A 19,305-nucleotide genomic window follows, 5' to 3' on the forward strand; every position below is an offset into this window, starting at 1 on the left:
GCCACACGACAAACGACATTCAGGAGATAAATATGGCTTCGGGGTCAAGGTTGTCCGACGTAATCGTAAAACTGCCCGATCGGTCGACATGCCGCGTAGAACGGCGGTTGATCGCAAGACGGAGCGAGGAGGTTGCATCAGTACCGCAGTACGTGTGCACGTTGCCATCCGGGGAACCGGTCACCTGGCTCGGAGGCGGCAAATACCGCCTTCCCAGCGGCGCGGTGGCGGTCGCCGTCGCGCATAAACCACCCGAGAGATAAGCGCCGCTGGAAAGCGTTCCGCGAATCTCGCCCTGGCCGTCTTGCGCCAGGCGCGAGACTCGTGGCGGCGAACTCAGCCGCCCGCGTCCCAACTCTGGCGCAACGCGCTGGCGAAACCGCCCTCGACCCGCGAATAAGGCCGCGCGCTGGTGGTCACCCTGGGCAGGCAAGTCCAGGCAATGCGGGCGCCGCCCTGCTCCAGCTTGTCCACCAAGGCCTGATCCTCGCTGCACGGCAATGGCGCGAATCCGCCCGTGCGCTCGTAGGCCCGCGCTTCGATGCCCAGGTTCGCGCCGTGCACGTGGCGGTGTCCTTCCCGGTCCTGGTATTGCCGCGCGAACTGGCGGCTCGCGCGTTGCGCATGGACGCCATGCGAGTCCCAGCCGGCCACGGTCACGGTGCCGCAGACCACCTCGGCATCGAGAGAAAGCTGATCGACCAGCCAGCCGGGGGACACGCGGGTATCGGCGTCCGTGAATGCAAGCCAGCGCGCTCCGGCGTCCAACAGATGCCGAGCGCCCAGCGCGCGTGCGATGCCGACGTTGCGGGCCTGGAGGGTCAGGCAATGGACCGGCCATGCGGCCGAGCGTTGGGCGGTGCGGTCGCGGCAATGGTCCAGCACCACCACGATGCGTACCGCTTCGGCGGCCAGGGCGGGATGGCGGGCGGCGCGCGTCGCGGCCCGCAGGCATGCGGCGATGCAGTGTTCTTCGTTGTGCGCGGGAATGCAGATTCCGATCATGGCTCGCTTCCTAGGGGCGCCTGCGCCACAGGTCCAGGCGGAATTGTTCTTCCCGATGCAAGACTGCGGGGCTCAGGCCGGGAAGCGCGGCAAGCGCGTCATGTACCGCGTCGGTCGGCTGGACACGGTCATCGAATGGCGCAAGCCAATGGCAGGCAGCAAGCTCACCGCCCGCCGCCAGCGATGCGTCCAGGGCGGCCAGGAATGCCCCCAGCGACGCGTCGTCAAGGTAGTAGGCAAGCTCGGACACGACAATCAGGTCGAAGCCGCCGGGCGGAATCGCGGGCCATCGTCGTGGCAGGTCCAAGGTCAGGACGTCCACGTTGGCGATGCCGCCGGCGGCCAGGCGCGCCCGGCAGCGCGCGACGGCCGAGCCCGCGACATCGACGGCACAGACGCGCCCGCAACGTTGCGCCAGGCGCCGTGTCAGGTCCCCGCCGCCACATCCGGGTTCGAATGCATGCGCATAGTGCTCGCGGCCCAGGCAGGCCAGCAGCAGGCCGCGCTTGCGCCGTTCGTACCAGGCGCTGCCCACGTGCCAGGGATCGGCATGGACGCGGTACAGCCGTTCGAAATGGTCGGCCGCTACAGAGCCCATGGCGCCCCCTCGTGCGCAAGAACGGCGGCGCCATGCGCGGCCTGATCGCGTTCCGCATGGCTCTGCCGGACGAAGACGGGCAGATCGGCCATCATCCGCGCGAAGCCGGCGTCGCGGCACAACGGCCCCGCGCCGAGTGCGCGTCCCGCGCGCTCCAGCACTTGCGAGGCCGCGGCCTCCACCGACAGGCGGGCGCGGGCGCAGGCCAGCGCGCAGGAATCGCGCGGATGCGCGTCGATCTCCGCGGCGGTCTCGCGCAAGACGGCGCGCGCCTGCGCCAAGGCGACATCGATGGCGCCAAGGTGCGCCAGCCGGTGCGGGTCCGAGGCGCCGGCCGGCAGGGCCCGGCGCAGGGTCTGCGCGATACGGGTCAAACCGCCATACCAGCACGCCGCCACGCCCGCGCCGCCCTGTAGAAAGCCGGGGCGGTGCACGTACGAACCCGAGGCCCCTACCAGGACGCCCCGAGCATCCTTGAAAACCACATCCACGCTGGCCGACGCGCGCATGCCCACGGCGTGCCAGCCCCGGTCCGTGACGTCGACGCCGGGCTGGTCCAGCGCCACGGCGGCCAGACAGGCCTCGCCGGCCGGATTCCAGCCGCTCACCAGGGCGTGCGTGATCGCCGCGGCCCCTGAACACCAGGCTTTGGTCCCCCGCAGCACCGCCGAGCCGTCGGCCCGCGCCAGCATGGCGACGCGATGGTCCGGCGGCTCCGCGCACCAGACGCCCCAGCGCCGGCCGTCGCGCAACTCCGCGGACGCATGCAATTCCGTCAGGATCGCCAGCGCATCGGTATGCCCTTCGAACAGCTTGGCCAGGCTCAGATCCGCCGCGCCCACCTCGGCAAGCGCCCGCCAACGCAGCAGCGTGCCGCCCGACCCCGGCATCGGCAGCCGGTCGCATCCCGCGTCCACCAGCATCCGCAGCCACTGCCCGGGATCCAGCGGCGGGCGTGCTTCGGCCAGGATCCGGCCTATCGCCCGCGGGGTCGATGCGGGAGTGGAGTCAAGTCCTGAAGGGTCGCTCATGGCAAGTCGGTACGGGGCCACAACAAGGGCACCCCATCCAGCAAGCGGCGTGCCCGTCCCTACGCTTCTGGCGGCCGCCCAAGGCGCAACGCGGTCCCTTCCACGCACGCCACCAGGGCATCGCCCTGCCCGGCGGCGACCGCATGCCCGCCCGTGAAATCCGAGAACGCCGGAAGCACGGTCATGCCGGGCCGCAGCCAGAAGGCCGGCCAACTGCGCGGCACGCCGGGCACCCGGGTCTTGGGATGGATATGGCCCGCGATCACATGCCGGCCCTGCGGGTCGGCTTGCGGCAGATGGCGGAACAGGAAGGGGCCGTCCTCGTGAACATGCCCGAGCTGGCGTACGCCCAGGGCGGCGCCGTCCAGGGCGCGGTCGTGGTTGCCGGTCAGCACCGCGACATCCAGTCCGCCGTGTTCCCGCCGCCACTGCACCCAGGCATCGCGCCAGGCGGCCCGCGACGCCGGACCGTGCAGCACATCGCCCACGATCCATAGTTCGCGCGCGCCGGTCGCCGCCACCAGGGCCGAGAGACGCTGCAGGTCGTCCTGCGTGGCGCCGGCGGGCACGGCAATGCCGGCGCGGCGGAACACATGGCTCTTGCCCAGGTGCAGGTCCGCGATGATCAGCCGCGCCCGCGCGGGCCAGTGCATGGCGCGCGCGCCCAGCAGCACCATGGGTTCGCCGGCCAGCGCGATGGCCAGCCCGTCATCCGGCGATCCGGGCATAGCGCTTCTCCAGTTGGGCGGCGGCGCGCTTGACGCGGGCCTGCCAGGTTTCCGTGCTGAGCTGTCCGCGCAGGCTTTCCGTCCACAGCGGAAACGACAGGGGCGTCAGCGCGCGGGGTTCGCACAGCGCCAGCGTCCGGTCTTGGCAGTCCCGCAGCGCCGCCATCAGCCGCGGCGCTTCAAGCTGCAATTCGAAGACCTCCCGCTCGGCCTGCGCAAGCAGCAGATGCCCCGGGTCGTAACGGCGCAGCACGTCGTAGAGCAGGCCGCTGGATGCCTGCACCTGGCGCAGCGAGCGCGCCGCCCTGCCCGGCAGCGACGGCGTCAACAGCCCGGCGACACGCGCGATTTCACGGAACTGCCGGCGCGCCATCTCGCCCAGGTTGACGCCGTCGCGCAGATCGTCGGCCATGCGCTCGGGGCTCAGCAGTTGCCGCAGCAGGGCGTCGTCCAATTCGGCGGGCGCCGCCAGTGTCAGCATCAGGCCATAGTCATTGACGGTGTAGGAGAACGTGTTGGCCTGCAGCCTGCCCCAGCGCAGCGCGATCATCGCGGCCATGCCTTCGTGGACGGCACGGCCCGCGAAGGGGAACAGGAACAGGTGCAGGCCCCGCCGGGTGCCGATCCGTTCGGCCACCAGCCGTCCGCGCCCCGGCAGCCTGCTGGCCTGCTCCTGGATGCGCAGCAGCGGTTCCACCGCGCGCATTTCGGGATGCGGACCTGGATGGGCATAGAGGCTTTCCACTTCGCTCGCCAATTGCGTGGACAAGGGCATGCGGCCGCCCTGCCAGGTCGCGACCGGCCCGTCGCCGCCCTTGGCCCGCCGCACATAGGCGGTCATGCCTTCCAGCCGCACGAGTTCCAGCGAGCGGCCCGCGAACAGGAAGCGGTCGCCCGGCCGCAGGCGCGCCAGGAAACCTTCTTCCACCGAGCCCAGGCCGCCGCCCCGCAAGTACTTCACGGCCACTGCGCCATCGGCGGTGATGGTTCCGATGGACAGGCGGTGGCGCAACGCAATGCGGCGGTCATGCACGCGGTAGCAGCCGTCCTCATCGCGCACCACGCGGTGAAAGTCGGGGTACTTCGCCAGCGCACGGCCGCCTTGCACGATGAAATCCAGCACGGCCTGCCAGGTGTCCGCGTCGAGCGCCGCATACGCGTGCGTGCCCTTGACCTCGCGGTAGAGCGCGTCGGCCTGGAATCCGCCGCCCAGCGCCAGCGTCACGGCGTGCTGGGCCAGCACATCCAGGCTGCCGCGCGGCGGCGGCCTGGATTCGATGTCTCCGCGCGCGATGGCCTGGCGGGCCGCGGCATATTCGATAAGCTCCAGGGCCTGCGCGGGCACGCAGATGACATGGCCGGACTCGCCCGGCCGGTGCTTGGCGCGGCCCGCGCGCTGCAGCAGGCGGGCAACGCCTTTGGGGCTGCCGATCTGAAGCACCTGGTCCACGGCGGGGAAATCCACGCCCAGATCCAGGCTGGACGTGGCCACCACGCAGCGGATGGCGCCATCGCGCAAGCCCTGCTCCGCCGCCGCCCGCAGCCGGGGATCGAGCGAACCGTGGTGCAGCGCCAGGGTGGCCGGATCTTCGGGCCAGATCGATTCCAATGCCCGGTGCCACAGTTCGGCCTGCGCCCGCGTATTCGTGAACAGCAGCGTCGCCCGCACATCGAAGAGGCGCTTGAAGACGCGCGGCAATTGGGACAGGCCCAGATGCCCCGCCCAGGGCAGCGCGGCGTTGCGCTCGGGCAGCAGGGTCGTGACCGTGACCTTGCGGGGACGCGCGCCCGCGACCAGCGGGCTGTCCGGCGCATGCGGCAGCAACACCGACCGTGCCTCGTCCAGGTTGCCCAGCGTGGCGGACAAGCCCCAGGTGCGCGCGCTGGGCGACAAGCGTCTCAGCCTCGCCAGGCATAGCTGCAACAGCACGCCGCGCTTATTGCCCAGCAGTTCGTGCCATTCGTCCACCACGACGCAGCGCAGCGCGCGAAAGCGCGACGACGCGTCCGCATAGGACAGCAGCAGCGCCAGGGATTCGGGCGTGATCACCAGCACCTGCGCCTTGCCCTGGCGGGCCAGCCGCTTGTCGCGCGCGCTGGCGTCGCCGGTGCGCAGCGCGACCGTCCAGGCGATGCCCAGTTCGTCCGCCGTGCGCGTCAGGGACCGCGCGGTATCGGCGGCCAGCGCCCGCAGCGGGGTGACCCACAGCACGCGCGGCCCCTCGCCCGTGGCCGCGCGCGCGGCATCGCCATCCGGCAGGGCTTCCAGCAACGGGCCGCCAAACGCGGCCAGTGTCTTGCCGCTGCCGGTGGGCGTATGCAGCAGGCCCGATTCACCGGCCAGATACCGGCGCCAGGTCTCGCGCTGGAAGGGCGCGGGCTTCCAGCCGCGCGCGGCAAACCACGCCGTCAGCGGCGCGTCCCAGCCTCGGGGCGCGGACCTCATCGCGCCAGCGCCTTCAGCGTGTCGAGCTGGTCGGCCTGATCGGCCGGCTTGTCGCGGCGCCAGCGCAGGATGCGCGGGAAACGCACCGCCACGCCGGACTTGTGCCGGCGGGACAGATTGACACCTTCGAAGCCCAGTTCAAATACCTGCACCGGCTCGACCGAGCGCACGGGGCCGAAGCGCTCTCGCGTATGCGCCCGCAGCCAGCGGTCCAGTTCCAGGATCTCTTTGTCGTCCAGCCCGGAATAGGCCTTGGCGACCGGCACCAGCGCGTCGCCCTGCCACAGGCCGAAGGTGTAGTCGGTGTAGAGCGTGCTGCGGCGGCCGTGGCCGGACTGCGCGTACAGCAGCACGGCGTCGATGGTGAGCGGATCGATCTTCCACTTCCACCAGTCTCCGCGCCGTCGGCCGCTTTGGTAAGGCGCGGCGCGGCGTTTCAGCATGAAGCCCTCCACCCCGCGTTCCCGCGATTCCTCGCGCAGCGCGCGCGCTTCGTCCCAACTGGCCGGCGCCACCAGCGGCGACAGGCGCAGACGCGGATCCGGGTGGCGCCGCAACAGGGCTTCCAATTGCGCGCGGCGTTCGGCCTGGGGCAGGTCCCGCAGGTCGGTCCCGTTCAGTTCCAGCAGGTCGTAGGCCAGCATGCGGACCGGCGCCTCGGCCAGCCACTTGGGGCCGGGCTTGAGCCGCTGTATGCGGGTCTGCAAGGCAGAGAACGGCATCGGTCCGCTCGTGTCGTCCAGCCAGGCCAGCAGTTCGCCGTCCAGCACGCAATCCACGTCCAGCGCGGCCGCGGCGGCCTCGACCTCCGGGAAGCGTCCGTCCAGGCGTTCTTCGCCCCGGGACCACAGCGCGACTTCGCCGTGGCGCCGGATGAGCTGCGCACGGATGCCATCCCACTTCCACTCCAGCAGCCAGTCCCCGATGGGTCCAAAGCCCGCCGGATCGGCTTCCAACGGCGACGCCAGGAAAAATGGATACGGCTGCTGGCGGTCGCCGGGCAGTTCTTCCGCGCTCAGAAGATTCCGCAGAAACGCCGGGCTGGGCGACCAGGTTCCCAGCATGCGCTGCGCGATCCGCGCGATGGGCACGCCGGACATTTCCGCCAGCGCTTGCTGCACCATGCGTTGCGACACGCCGACCCGCAAGGCGCCGGTCAGCAGTTTGTTGAAGACCAGGCGCTCGTCAAAAGGCAGCCCCTGCCACGCGGTCACGATGACGTCGCGCCGCTCCGATTCGTCGCGGTTGGCGATAGGCACCAGCACCTCTTCGATCCAGTCCGCCAGGCCGCGCTCGGGCGCGGCGTGCTCGGGATCGGGCACCAGCAGCGCCAGGGTTTCGGCCAGGTCGCCCACCTGGTCGTAACTGGCGTCGACCAGCCACGGCGCGGTGTCCGACGCCGCCGCCACCCAGGCGCGCAATTCGCCGGGCGCCGCGATCTTGCGGCGCGCGCCGCTTACCTTGCCGCCCGCCAGCAGATACAAGGCCCAGACGGCATCCCGGGGCGGCGCATCGCGAAAATAGGCGACCAGCGCCGCGCGCTTGTCCAAGGTGGCCGTGCTGCGGTCCAGTTCCTGATACAACGCCGCGAATCGCTTCATGCTTGGGTCGGCCTCCCGGGGCTAGAGCCTGCGCGGACGGAAAGAAGCCTTGCTCGGGTACTAGTCGTCCTCGCCGTACTGCGTGGCCAGGGTTTCCGCGGCCACCCCGGATTCATTCAGCGTCCGCACCAGCGCTTGCGTATCGCCGTGCGTGGCGATGACCCGGCGCGCTCCCGTTTCATGGATCGTGCGCAGCAGGTCGGGCCAGTCCGCGTGGTCCGACACGACAAAGCCGCGGTCCACGTTGCGGCGGCGGCGATTGCCGCGCAGCCGCATCCATCCCGATGCAAAACCGTGCTGCGCCTTGCGGAACCGCCGCAGCCAGGGGCTGCCGGCAGCGGAAGGCGGCGCCAGGACCAACGCGCCAGCAAATCCCGTACCTGGCTCGGCGGACGCGCCGCTCGCGTCCATGACCAGGCGGGTCTCGGCCATCTCAATGCCCGCGCGCCGGTAAACATCGACCCCCGCGGCAATCGCGCCATGCAGGTAGACGGGACGGTCGATCACCGGCTTCAGCTCCGCCAGCACCCGCTGCGCCTTGCCCAGCGCATAGCAATAAAGAATGGCGGCCTCGCCACGCGCCGCGCACTGGTCGCGCCATTGGACGATGTCGCGCGCGACATCGGCGGCGCTCGGCCAGCGGTAGATCGGCAGCCCGAAGGTGGCTTCGGTAATGAAGGTATCGCAGGGGACCACCTCGAACGGGCTGCAGGTGGGATCGGGCTGGCGCTTGTAGTCGCCGGAGACCACCCATACCTGTCCTTCGGCCTCGATGCGGACCTGGGCCGAGCCCAGGACATGGCCGGCGGGATGCAGGGACACGCGGGCATCGCCCAAGACGAAGGCGTCGCCGTAGCCATGGACGCGGTAGTCCTGATCGCCAAGACGCCATTGAAGGATCGGAAGCCCTTCCGCGCTGGTGTGATAGCAGCCCATGCCCACGCGCGCGTGGTCGCCGTGGCCGTGGGTCAGCACGGCGGCATCCACGGGTTTCCAGGGATCGATGTAGAACCGACCGGCAGGACAATACAGGCCCTCCGGACGCAATTGCACGATGTCTCGCATGGCGGACTCCCGAGCCGGGCGCGCGGCGATGGCCGCGCCGCAGTTCAACCGTTATACCGCGAAGCCCGCGGCGCGCGGCGCGGCCGTCGACACCACGTGCAACCGTCCTGGAAGCCTTCTGATGTGCAATGTAAAGTTCAGTTTCAGACGCCGGGAGCGATAACCAGTAGCGTCAACAGCGGATCCCATATCCGCCCGCCAGCACGCCCGACGGGGAACCCGCAACCGTCAAGGAATACTACGTGTCTGAACGCCCGCCAGCCTCGCTTCAAGCGGACCCCATGGCTTTTCTTGCCGGCGGCGGCGAGACCGGTGCGCTCATCCGGACGCATGACTGGTCGGATTCCGGGCTGGGCCATCCGGCCCAATGGCCCCAAAGCCTGAAGACGGCGCTACGCATCATGCTCACATCGCGCCAGCCGATCTGGGTAGGATGGGGGCCAGACCTGATCTTCTTCTACAACGATCCCTACAAGTCCATCATCGGCGGCAGGCATCCCGCCGCCATGGCGCAGCCCACGCGCCAGGTGTGGAGCGAAATCTGGGCGTACATGGCCCCCTTGCTGCGGACCGCGATGACGGACGGGACAGGCACCTACGAAGAGCAGAAGCTGCTCATCATGGAACGCAATGGGTATCCGGAAGAGACCTACTACACCTTCTCTTTCAGCCCGGTGCCGGGCGACGACGGCTCCCTCAGCGGCATCATCTGCGTCAACAGCGACGAGACGCGCCGCGTCACGTCCGACCGCCAGCGCAATCTGCTGCGCGAGCTTGCGATCGCCATGCCCCAGTCGGCCACGTGGCGGCAGGCCTGCGAACTCAGCGCGCGCGCGCTGGCCGTGAATCCCCATGACATCCCGTTCGCGATGCTTTATGCGGTCGAATCGGGCGGCGAAACGGCCGAACTGGTGGGCGCCTGCGGCATAGAACCCGGGACCGCGGGCGCGCCCTCGGCCCTGGCGCTGGATGGCGCGGCATGGCCATGCGGGGACGCGCTGCGCGCAAACGCGCCGATGCTGGTCAAAGACCTGCCGGTGGGGCTTCATGGGCAATTGCCGCAGACCGTGTGGAACCGGCCCGCCAGCCAGGCCGTGCTGGTTCCCATCCTGCCCTCGAGCGAAGGCGAGCCCGTCTGCCTGCTGATCTGCGCGCTCAATCCCCTGCGCCTGTACACCGACGACTACCGGGAATTCCTGATGCTGGCCGCCGCGCAGATCGGCACCTCCATCCGCTTTGCCCGCGCCTATGAGCACGAGCGTAGCCGGGCGCAGGCGCTTGCCGAGATCGACCACGCCAAGACCGCCTTCTTCTCGAACATCAGTCACGAATTCCGCACGCCGCTCACCCTGATGCTGGCGCCGCTGGAAGACATGCTGGCCGACACCGGCCTGCCGCCCCGCTTGCGCTCCACCGTGGAGATGACCAGCCGCAATGGCCTGCGGCTGCTCAAGCTGGTGAACACGCTGCTGGATTTCTCGCGCATCGAGGCCGGACGGGTGCAGCTCGACCCGCGTCCCACCGATGTCTCGGCGCTCACCGCCGACCTGGCGTCCCTGTTCCGGTCGTCACTGGAGAAGGCCGGCCTGTCGCTCGTCATCGACTGCCCGGCCCTGCCGCGCGCCGCGATGCTGGACCGGGACATGTGGGAAAAGGTGATCCTGAACCTGCTGTCCAACGCCTACAAGTTCACGTACCAGGGCGGCGTACGCGTCGCGGCGCGCGTGGCGCCCGACGGCGAAACCGCGATCGTCGAGATTTCCGATACCGGCGTGGGCGTGCCCGCAGACGAGCTGCCGCGCATATTCGACCGTTTTCATCAGGTCGAAGGCTCGCAAGGGCGAAGCATGGAGGGCAGCGGCATCGGCCTGGCCCTGGTCCAGGAATTCATGCGGCTGCAGCGCGGTTCGGTTGCCGCCGCCAGCACGCCGGGCGTGGGTACGACGTTCACGCTCAGCCTGCCTCTGGGACCTGTCCTGGACACCTCGGCGGCGCTGCCGGCCGCTTCCGCTCCGCCGCTGGCGCGCGCCTATGTCGACGCGCCGGATCCGGCCGCCACATCCGCCGGAACCGGCGCGCGGCCCACGGTTGCCGCGGCCGGCACCGTCCTGGTCGTGGACGACAACGACGACATGCGCGCCTACATAAGCCGGGTGCTGGGCAGCGCGAACTACAAGGTCGACACCGCGCCCGATGGCCAGTCCGCGCTGGCCCACGCGCGCAAGCACCGCCCCGACCTGGTCCTATCCGATGTGATGATGCCGCGGCTGGACGGATTTGGCCTGCTGGCTGCCCTGCGCGAAGACCCCGCGCTGCGCACCGTTCCCGTGCTGCTGCTGTCGGCACGGGCCGGCGAGGAGGCCTCGGTCGAAGGACTGCGCGCCGGCGCCGACGACTATCTCACCAAGCCATTTTCCGCGCGCGAACTGCTGGCCCGCGTCAGCAGCAACCTGCGCCTGAACGCGCTGCGCCAGGAAACCGCCAAACGCCTGGCCGACGAGGCCCGCACGCTTGAAATACTGAACGGCATCGGCTCGGTCGTGGCGGCGGAACTGGACATGGCCAAGGCCGTGCAGGCGGTGGTGAACGCCGCCACGGAGCTGACCGGCGCATCCATGGGGCTGCTGTCCTATCCCGCCGACCGCAATTCGGCGCCCGCCACGGCGCCCAGAGTGGCCCACTCGGGAACCATCCCGGCGGCGCCGCTGACCGCCGCGCGGATCGCGGCGTGGCCGGTGGGCGCGGGCGTACTGCGGCACGACGACCTGATGACACAGGGCATCGTGCTGCCGGGCCTGAAGCCGCCGCCCGCCGCCGCGCGCAGCTACCTGTCCGCGCCCGTGCGTGGACGCGATGGCGCGCTGCTCGGCCACTTGTACCTGACTCACCCGCGCGCGCGGGTCTTCGACGCGCGGGCCGAGCGCCTGATTGGCGGCATCGCCGCGCAGGCGGCCATCGCCATCGGCAACGCCTTGCTCTACCAGGCCGCACAAGAAGAAATCGCCGAGCGCGCCCGCGCCCAAGCGGCGTTGCGCGACCTGAACGGCACGCTGGAACTGCGCATCGGCCAGGCCATCGCGGAGCGCGACCGCCTGTGGAAACATAGCGACGACCTGCTCGTCATCGCGGATGGGCAAGGACGCATGCTGCGGTTCAGTCCTTCCTGGACGCGGCGCCTGGGCTTTCCGGAATCGGCCCTCGCCTTCCAGCGCTACGACACGCTGATCCACCCCGAAGATCTGCCACAGGCGCAAGCGCAGCTCGCCGCGCTGCGGACAAGCTCGCGCAGCCTGCGCGCCGAACACCGCGTACGCACGGCCCAGGACGAATGGCGATGGCTGGCGTGGACGTGGTCGTTCGACGCCGAGTCGGACAGCATCCACGGCGTGGGCCGCGACATCACGACGGACAAGGCGTCCGCCCAGGCCCTGCACGAAACCGAAGAGGCGCTGCGCATGGCGCAGAAAATGGAAGCGCTGGGCAAACTCACGGGCGGCGTCGCCCACGACTTCAATAATCTTCTGCAGGTCATCGGCGGCAACCTCCAGCTTCTCAGCCGCGGCCTGACCGGCGACGAGCGCGCACAGCAGCGCGCGCAGCATGCGCTGGCCGGCGTCGAACGCGGATCGAAGCTGGCCTCGCAACTGCTCGCCTTCGGCCGGCGCCAGCCGCTGGCCCCTAAAGTCGTCAACCTGGGCCGGTTCCTGCGCGGCTTCGACGACATGCTGCGCCGGGCCATCGGCGACGGCGTCGAACTGGAAACAGTGGCCGCCGGCGGGCTGTGGAACACGCTGGTCGACCCCAACCAGGTCGAGAACGCGCTGCTCAACCTGGCGATCAATGCCCGCGACGCCATGGAAGGACACGGAAAACTCACCGTAGAGGCCGGCAATGCGTCGCTCGACGACGACTATGCCACCCGGCACGCCGAAGTCCGGCCCGGCCAATATGTCATGCTGGCCGTCAGCGACACGGGCTGCGGCATGGACAAGAATCTGGCCGAACGCGCCTTCGAACCGTTCTTCACCACCAAGCCGGAAGGCCAGGGAACCGGGCTGGGGCTGAGCATGGTCTACGGCTTTGTCCGGCAGACCGGCGGCCACATCAAGATCTACAGCGAGCCCGGCATCGGCACCACGGTACGGCTGTATCTTCCCCGTGCGAACCAGCCCGAGGACCGCATCACCGAACTGGACACGGCCGACGCCGAGGGCGGAGACGAGACCGTCCTGGTGGTGGAAGACGATGAAGATGTCCGGCTCACCGTCGTCGACATGCTGGCGGACCTGGGCTACCGGGTGCTCAAGGCCCGCGACGCGCAAAGCGCGATGTCCATCATCGAAAGCGGCGTCAACGTGGATCTGTTGTTCACCGACGTGGTGATGCCGGGCCCGCTGCGCAGCCGGGATGTGGCGCTGCGCGCGCGGGAACGCCTGCCCCGGCTGGCCGTCCTGTTCACATCGGGCTATGCCGACAACGCGATTGTGCACGGCGGACGGCTGGACGACGGCATAGAGCTGCTGTCCAAGCCCTATACTGCCGCCGTCCTGGCGCGCAAGGTGCGGCAGATGCTGCGCCAGCGTCCGCCGGCCCCGCAAGCGCCAGCACCGGGCCCGGCGGTTTCCAGCAAGCGCGTGCTGCTGGTGGAAGACATGGACGCGATCCGCCTGACCACGGGAGAGATCCTGGGCAGCCTGGGCCACGAGGTGGTCCAGGCGTCAACCGCCGCGCAGGCAAGCGCACAATTGCAGCAACAGCATATCGACATCCTGCTCACGGATGTCGGGCTGCCGGATGGCTCCGGCATAGCACTTGCTGTCTGGGCCCGGACCCGGCAGCCGGAACTGGCGGTCGTCTTCGCGACGGGCCGGGATGTGCTGGCGGATGCCTGCATCCAGGCCGGCCTGCACGACGCGCGTCAGTTGCTCAAGCCCTACAGCCCCCAGCAGCTGGAGTGCGTCATCTCCATGCTGGATCACCCGTCCGGCAAGGGAGCCCATGATTGAATTTCACCGAGTATTCGGAAAGGAGCAGTATGCGAACCAAGCACATTCTGACTATCGTCGTTCTGGTCGTCGTCGTTTCAGTCGCCCTGTCGGTCGTGCCCTGGTAGCGTCCCGCAGTCACCCCCATGCCGCCGCTTTCCTCCTTGCTCGACGCGACCCTGTGCGCGGTCGCTCGCCGCTACGCCTTGCCGGCGACACCGGTCTCATCCGCCGGGACACACGATCCCGCAACGGCGATCGCGCTGGTGATCGAACAGATCCGCGCGGACACGGCGCGCGGCGGCCCGCCGGACGCGGCGCTGGGGCGTCTTTTCACTGAAGCGCTGGCGCGCCTGATCCACGGCGCCGTGCACCCGCGGCATGGCGACCCTGTCTTTCAGGCCATGGTGCTGCGGCACAGGACGGCGCCGGTGCGCGAGTACGCCTCGCTGTCCGCGCATGCCGGCCAGGACCGCCGCGCCGTCCACGCCGCCGTCAATGCCATCGCCCATCCCGCAAAGCAGCAGCGCATGCCGCAGCGCCCGCACCGTGCCGCCCTGGAGCGATTGCACGCAGCGGCGGCGGTGGAATCCTGGACGGCGCTTGCCGATATCGCGCGGGAAACCCTGGCGACGCCGGAAATCCCGCAGGAACCTCCGGTCAGGCCCGCCCTCACGAAGCTGCTGGACGGCCCGGCGCTTTCGCGATTGATGCGGCTCGACGTCTTATCGCGGGATGAAAACGTGCGGCGGTATCAAGCGCTGTGGGACCGGCAAGGCCCCCGTTCCGGCAGCGCCGCCGCCGCCGCAAGCGGCTCCGCCTCGCGGCAGCGCGGCGCGGCCGTCGAAGCCATGGCCGCGCAGGCGCTCGGGGCATGGGCGCGGCGGCTAGGCGCACGAAGCGGCGGGCAATTTCGCGTGGTGACCTCGCTGCGCGTCCCCGCGGCGATACCCGGCAACGCCGAGCGCGCCAAGACCGAGTGGGATGCGGTCTTGCTGCGCCAGGCGGAACCTGCCGGCGCGACGCCGCTTTGGGACGTCTGCCTGCTGGTGGAGGCGAAGGCTTCCGTGGACGCCGCCGCCACCGACCTGCCGCGCCTGCTGCGCGGACTGCGCCTGCTGGCGCATGCCGACGGGGATGCCGTGTATCCGTTCGACAGCCAGCAGGGCACGGTGCGCTTGCGCGGCGCATCGCTGCGGGCGCTTGGGACCGCCCCGGCCGAACTGGCCAGGACGGTCCTCTATTGCTGCGATGCGCCTGCCGACGCCTCGCCCCGCCTGCTCAGCGCCGCGGGCCGGATGCAGCTACTGTCCGCGCAAGGCAGCCTGGATTTCGCCGCCCGTCTGGCGGACGGCCAGGCCGCGCAGCCGTCTGAACTTGAGCCTGTCTGGCATCAGCTGCTGGAACAGCGTGAGTGGCACGCCGTGCTGAACCAGTATCCGCTGCTGCGCCAGGCCAGGGCGCTGATGGTCCACACCGACGATCTGCTGCGCGCCGTCGACGCGGCACCGCGCCAGACGCCGTAACCCCCGCCGGCCGTCACCGCGCGGTGACGGCGTTCCTGTCCCAGTCCGCGGAATGCCGTTCGACGTGTTCCCGGATGAAATCGGCCAGCACGCGCGTGGCCATGGATGGAAAGCGGTTGGGCGCGGTGAGCAGATAGATGGCGTCGCCAACGCCCTCGGGCTCGAACGCCGGCAGCACTTCAATGAGCGACCCGCCGCGCAACTGGCTCCATACGGCGTACCGGGGCAGCAGCGCGACGCCCAATCCCGCCAGCACCGCATCCCGCAGGAACGGATAGTCGCCCGACTGCAGCCTGGGCGCGATACGAAGAATCAAGGGGTCGCCTTGCGCCTGCTTCAGGCGCAGGTCGAACCGGCGCCCGAGCGATTGCGGCGCGATCAGATCGCAGCGCCCCAGTTGCTCAATATTCTGTATGGGCCCGTTCTTCTCCAGGAATTCGGGCGAGGCGCACAGGCACCACTGGATTCCACAGATGCGGCGCGCGACATGGTCTTCGGGCGGCGACGATGTGATCTTCAGCGCAAGATCGACTTCGGCGGAGATCAGGTCCCCGATGCCGTCATTGATATGCACGCGCAGCGCGATATCCGGATAGGTGCGCGCAAAATCCAGCAGAACGGGCGCCAGGTACAGATGGCCCAGGCCGGTCGGCAGGCGGACGCGCACATCCCCCCGGACGGTTCCGTCCAGGCTGTCGATGGCCGCTTGCACCGCGCGCATTTCATCGAGCACCCGCAGGCCGTGGCGATAGAGCAATTGCCCCGCGGGCGTCAGCTCCACATGCCGGGTGGTGCGCCGGAAGAGCTGCGCGCCCAGGTCCAGTTCAAGCCGCTTCAGGCGATGAGACATGTTTGAACGCGTCATGCCGCAGCGCAGGGCGGCGGCACTGAGATTGCGCGATTCCACCATGGCCACGAACAGTCTGACCAGATTCAGGTCCGGCATATTGTCAATCATGATTCACCATTCAAGGCACAAACAGGTGGATTGTCCAATGCTGCCGGCGAGTCTAGCATCGTCCGCATTGCCCTTGTCCATGTTGCATCGCCATGCCTACCCTGCCGTTCGACCCTGCTTCCGGCCCCTATGCAGGCCTGCGTGTCCTGGACCTGAGCCAGGGGATCGCGGGTCCGTACTGCGCTCAGATTCTCTGGCAGCAAGGCGCCGACGTCGTGAAGGTGGAGCCGCCGGACGGCGACTGGGGCCGCCATGTCGGCGTCGTGCGCGACGGCCAGAGCGCGCTGTCGATCGCCTATAACGTGGGCAAGCGCGGCGTATGCGTGGATGCGCGCCAGCCGCGCGGCAAGGCCCTGCTGGCGCGGATGGCGCAACGCGCCGATGTCCTGATCCAGAATTTCCGGCCAGGCGTGGCCGAACGCATGGGCGTGGGCTACGACAGCCTTGCCGAGACATGTCCCGGCCTGGTGTATGTGTCCATCAGCGGCTACGGACCGGACGGGCCCAGCGCGAACGCGCCGGCGTCGGACTCGGTGATGCAGGCCGACAGCGGGCTGATGTTCGCGAACCAATCGCCCGCCGGCGAACCCCGGCGGATCGGCTTGCTGCTGGCTGATATCGCCACCGCCCTGTACGCGGTGCAGGCCACCAGCGCCGCCCTGTACCGGCACGCGCGCAGCGGCCTCGGCCAGCATGTGCAACTGAGCCTGTTCCAGGCCTGCGCGGCCTTGCAGGTGAACGATATCCTGGCGTTCGGCATGGCGGGCGAGCGCGCGGCGGGCGCGGTCAGCGCGCCCAATGGCGTGTTCGCCACCGCCGACGCAAGCCTGTCCGTGCTGGCGCTGAACAACGACCAGTTCGCCCGGCTTTGCCGCGCGCTGGAACGTCCCGACTGGCTGGCCGATCCGGCGCTTGCCAGCAACGCGGGGCGCATGGCGCAGCGCGAACGCCTGCATCGCGAGTTGTCCGTTCAACTGGCGGCGCGTCCCACCGCGCATTGGGTGGAGCGGCTGGCGCGCGAAGACGTGCTGCACGCGCGGGTCAGGGACTACGACAGTCTGGCCGCGCACCCCCAGGCCGCGCATATCGGCCTGCTGGAACCGCTGACTCAGCCCGGCGGCGATGCCCTGCCCTTTGCGCGCGTGCCCGGCGCGGCGGCGCCCAGGCCCTTGCAAGCCGCGCCCGAGATCGGCCAGCATACGGTGGCGGTGCTGACGGAATGGGGCATCCCCGCGCAGGACATCCAGTCCATGCTGGACGCCGGCGTGCTGCGCCAGGCGGCATCGCCGCACGGAGACCGCCCATGCGCGCCCTGATCTGCCAACGCCATGGGCCGGTCGACGGCGTCTTGCCGGGCGACATGGCGGACGCCCCCGCGCCCGGCCCCCATGAAGTCACCGTCGCCGTGGAATACGCAAGCGTCAGCCATGCGACCAAGCTGCTGATCGAAGGCCGTTATCAAAGCCGGCCGCCCCTGCCGTTCGTGCCCGGCACGGAGGCGGCCGGCCGCGTCATCGCCTGCGGCGCGAATGTCACGCGCCTGAAGCCGGGCGACAAGGTGGTGGCGCTGTCGCGCTGGGGCTGCTACGCGGAACGCCTGACCCTGCCCGAGCACACCGTCTACCCCGTGCCCGAGGACCTGCCGCTGCTGTCCGCCCTGCCCATCCCGATTTCGTACGGAACGGCCTGGTGCGCCTTGCTGTGGCGCGCGGCCCTGCAACCGGGCGACACGGTGCTGGTGCTGGGCGCCGGATCCGGCGTCGGCCTGGCGGCCGTGGAAATCGCATCGTCCCTTGGCGCCACGGTGCTGGCATGCGCCAGCACGGACGCCAAACGCCAGGCCGCACTGGCCGCGGGCGCCGCCCATGCATTCGCCGCCGACGATGGCATGGCGCAAGCCGTCAAGGCGGCAAGCGGCGGCCGCGGCGCGGACGTGGTGCTGGATGCCGTGGGCGGAGACGCGTTCGAGCGCAGCGTGCGCGCCGCGGCCGCCAATGCGCGCATGGTGTCCGTGGGCTTTGCGAGCGGCCGCGTGCCCGATGTGCCGCTGAACCTGCTGCTTGTGAAGAACATCGCCCTGCATGGTTTTTTCTTTGGCCGCTACCTGGGCTGGACGCCCGCCGACGAACGCATCGTCCACGCGCCCGCCCTGCAGCGGACCATGTCCACTTTGTTTGACTGGGCCCGCATCGCGCGGATCCGGCCAGCCGTAACGGCGATCTACCCGATCACCGGCCTTGCCGCAGCACTCGCCGCTCTGGAAAGCCGACAAGTCGTCGGCAAGGTGGCGATCACAATAACGACGGAGACAAACCCATGCACGCCATCATCGCCCGACGCGCCCGGAAGGCGCGCAGCTCCCGCCTAGCGCAGCGCGCAAGGCATCTGGCCGCCGCCGCGCTGGCCGCGGGACTCGTTTCAGCCCCCCTGGCCGCGCTGGCGGCGGACGCCGCCTATCCCGCCAGGCCGATCACCATGGTCGTGCCCTACCCGCCGGGCGGACCGACGGACATCGTGGCGCGGCTGGTGGCGGCCGAAATGTCGAAGACCATCGGGCAGAACATCGTCGTCGACAACAAGCCCGGCGCAAGCGGAATGATCGGCGCCGACCTCGTGGCGCGCGCTGCGCCGGATGGCTATACCTTCCTGGCCAACGCCTCGCTGCACGTCATCAATCCGTATATCTATGCGTCGATGCGCTACGACGCCTTCAAAGACTTCGCGCCCATCACCCAGCTCGCCGACGTGCCTCTGGTGCTGGTGGTGCCCGAGACCTCACCGGTCCGGACCGTTCAGGACCTGTTGGCGCTGGGCAAAAAGCAATCGTTGAATTTCGGCTCGGCGGGATCGGCTTCGGCGCAGCAACTTGCGGGCGAGTCGTTCAAGGTGCGGTCGGGGCTGCCGATGCAGCACGTGCCCTACAAGGGAAGCGCGCCGGCGCTGACGGACCTGGTGGGCGGCCAGATCCAGCTCATGTTCGATTCGATGCCGTCCGCGATGCCATTCATCAAGTCTGGAAAGCTGCGCGCGGTGGCGGTCACCACGGCGCGCCGCGTGGACGAGCTGGCCGCCGTGCCGACCATGGCGGAATCGGGTTTCCCGGGCTTCGACATCAGCACCTGGTACGGCCTGTGGGCGCCGAAGGGCACGCCGCCCGAGATCGTGGCCAAGCTGGCCGACCACGCCGCCCGCGCGCTCAAGCAGCCCGGCATCGTGACGCAGTACGCGGGGCTGGGCGCCAAGCCGGTGGGATCGGACCCCGCGGCCTTCGCGCGTTTCAATGTCTCCGAGGGAGAAAAGTGGCGCGACATCGTCAAGGCGGCAGGCATTACGCCGCAGTAGTGGGCGGCGCGAACGCACGG

At 69.6% G+C, this 19,305-nt stretch carries 13 protein-coding genes; 5 read left to right on the forward strand and 8 right to left on the reverse strand.

Going from position 1 to position 19,305, the window contains the following annotated elements:
- Positions 1-336 precede the first annotated feature (336 nt).
- From ASE30_RS24040 to ASE30_RS24070, 7 genes are read right to left on the reverse strand one after another with little or no spacing between them, the layout of a single operon-like run.
- Positions 337-1,005 (reverse strand): glycosyltransferase family 2 protein, encoded by a 669-nt coding sequence (locus tag ASE30_RS24040; protein ID WP_057286790.1) that lies wholly within the window; start codon positions 1,003-1,005, stop codon positions 337-339.
- 10 nt (positions 1,006-1,015) lie between these two features.
- Complete coding sequence (locus ASE30_RS24045; protein ID WP_057286791.1) at positions 1,016-1,603, reverse strand: SAM-dependent methyltransferase; 588 nt, start codon at positions 1,601-1,603, stop codon at positions 1,016-1,018.
- Complete coding sequence (locus tag ASE30_RS24050; RefSeq protein ID WP_057286792.1) at positions 1,591-2,634, reverse strand: hypothetical protein; 1,044 nt, start codon at positions 2,632-2,634, stop codon at positions 1,591-1,593. The genes ASE30_RS24045 and ASE30_RS24050 overlap by 13 nt, the downstream gene beginning before the upstream one ends.
- A gap of 59 nt (positions 2,635-2,693) precedes the next feature.
- Positions 2,694-3,362 (reverse strand): ligase-associated DNA damage response endonuclease PdeM, encoded by a 669-nt coding sequence (gene pdeM / locus ASE30_RS24055; protein ID WP_057286793.1) that lies wholly within the window; start codon positions 3,360-3,362, stop codon positions 2,694-2,696.
- Complete coding sequence (locus ASE30_RS24060; protein WP_057286794.1) at positions 3,343-5,808, reverse strand: ligase-associated DNA damage response DEXH box helicase; 2,466 nt, start codon at positions 5,806-5,808, stop codon at positions 3,343-3,345. The genes pdeM and ASE30_RS24060 overlap by 20 nt, the downstream gene beginning before the upstream one ends.
- On the reverse strand, positions 5,805-7,409 hold the full coding sequence (locus tag ASE30_RS24065; protein ID WP_057286795.1) for an ATP-dependent DNA ligase: 1,605 nt from the start codon (positions 7,407-7,409) through the stop codon (positions 5,805-5,807). The genes ASE30_RS24060 and ASE30_RS24065 overlap by 4 nt, the downstream gene beginning before the upstream one ends.
- Before the next feature lie 60 nt (positions 7,410-7,469).
- Positions 7,470-8,474, reverse strand: a complete 1,005-nt coding sequence (locus ASE30_RS24070; protein WP_057286796.1) for a ligase-associated DNA damage response exonuclease — start codon at positions 8,472-8,474, stop codon at positions 7,470-7,472.
- A gap of 281 nt (positions 8,475-8,755) precedes the next feature.
- Here ASE30_RS24070 and ASE30_RS24075 point away from each other — a divergent pair, with 281 nt between their 5' ends.
- A complete protein-coding gene (locus ASE30_RS24075; protein WP_057286797.1) occupies positions 8,756-13,480 on the forward strand; it encodes a response regulator in 4,725 nt (1,574 codons plus the stop codon).
- A 125-nt stretch (positions 13,481-13,605) separates the two neighbouring features.
- On the forward strand, positions 13,606-14,985 hold the full coding sequence (locus ASE30_RS24080; RefSeq protein ID WP_057286798.1) for a hypothetical protein: 1,380 nt from the start codon (positions 13,606-13,608) through the stop codon (positions 14,983-14,985).
- Positions 14,986-14,998: 13 nt separating this feature from the next.
- Here ASE30_RS24080 and ASE30_RS24085 read toward each other — a convergent pair whose 3' ends face one another.
- A complete protein-coding gene (locus ASE30_RS24085; RefSeq protein ID WP_057286799.1) occupies positions 14,999-15,943 on the reverse strand; it encodes a LysR family transcriptional regulator in 945 nt (314 codons plus the stop codon).
- Positions 15,944-16,035: 92 nt separating this feature from the next.
- On the opposite strand from ASE30_RS24085, the gene ASE30_RS24090 reads away from it, so the two are divergent.
- From ASE30_RS24090 to ASE30_RS24100, 3 genes are read left to right on the forward strand one after another with little or no spacing between them, the layout of a single operon-like run.
- Positions 16,036-17,259 carry a CaiB/BaiF CoA-transferase family protein gene (locus tag ASE30_RS24090; protein WP_057286800.1) on the forward strand — a complete coding sequence of 408 codons (1,224 nt, stop codon included), beginning with the start codon at positions 16,036-16,038 and terminating at the stop codon, positions 17,257-17,259.
- Positions 17,247-18,311 (forward strand): NADPH:quinone oxidoreductase family protein, encoded by a 1,065-nt coding sequence (locus ASE30_RS24095; RefSeq protein WP_057286801.1) that lies wholly within the window; start codon positions 17,247-17,249, stop codon positions 18,309-18,311. The genes ASE30_RS24090 and ASE30_RS24095 overlap by 13 nt, the downstream gene beginning before the upstream one ends.
- Positions 18,260-19,285 (forward strand): tripartite tricarboxylate transporter substrate binding protein, encoded by a 1,026-nt coding sequence (locus ASE30_RS24100; protein WP_057286802.1) that lies wholly within the window; start codon positions 18,260-18,262, stop codon positions 19,283-19,285. Before ASE30_RS24095 ends, ASE30_RS24100 begins: the two co-directional genes overlap by 52 nt.
- The last annotated feature ends 20 nt before the right edge of the window (positions 19,286-19,305 follow it).

This window comes from Achromobacter sp. Root83, assembly GCF_001428845.1.
GTDB lineage: Bacteria > Pseudomonadota > Gammaproteobacteria > Burkholderiales > Burkholderiaceae_B > Achromobacter.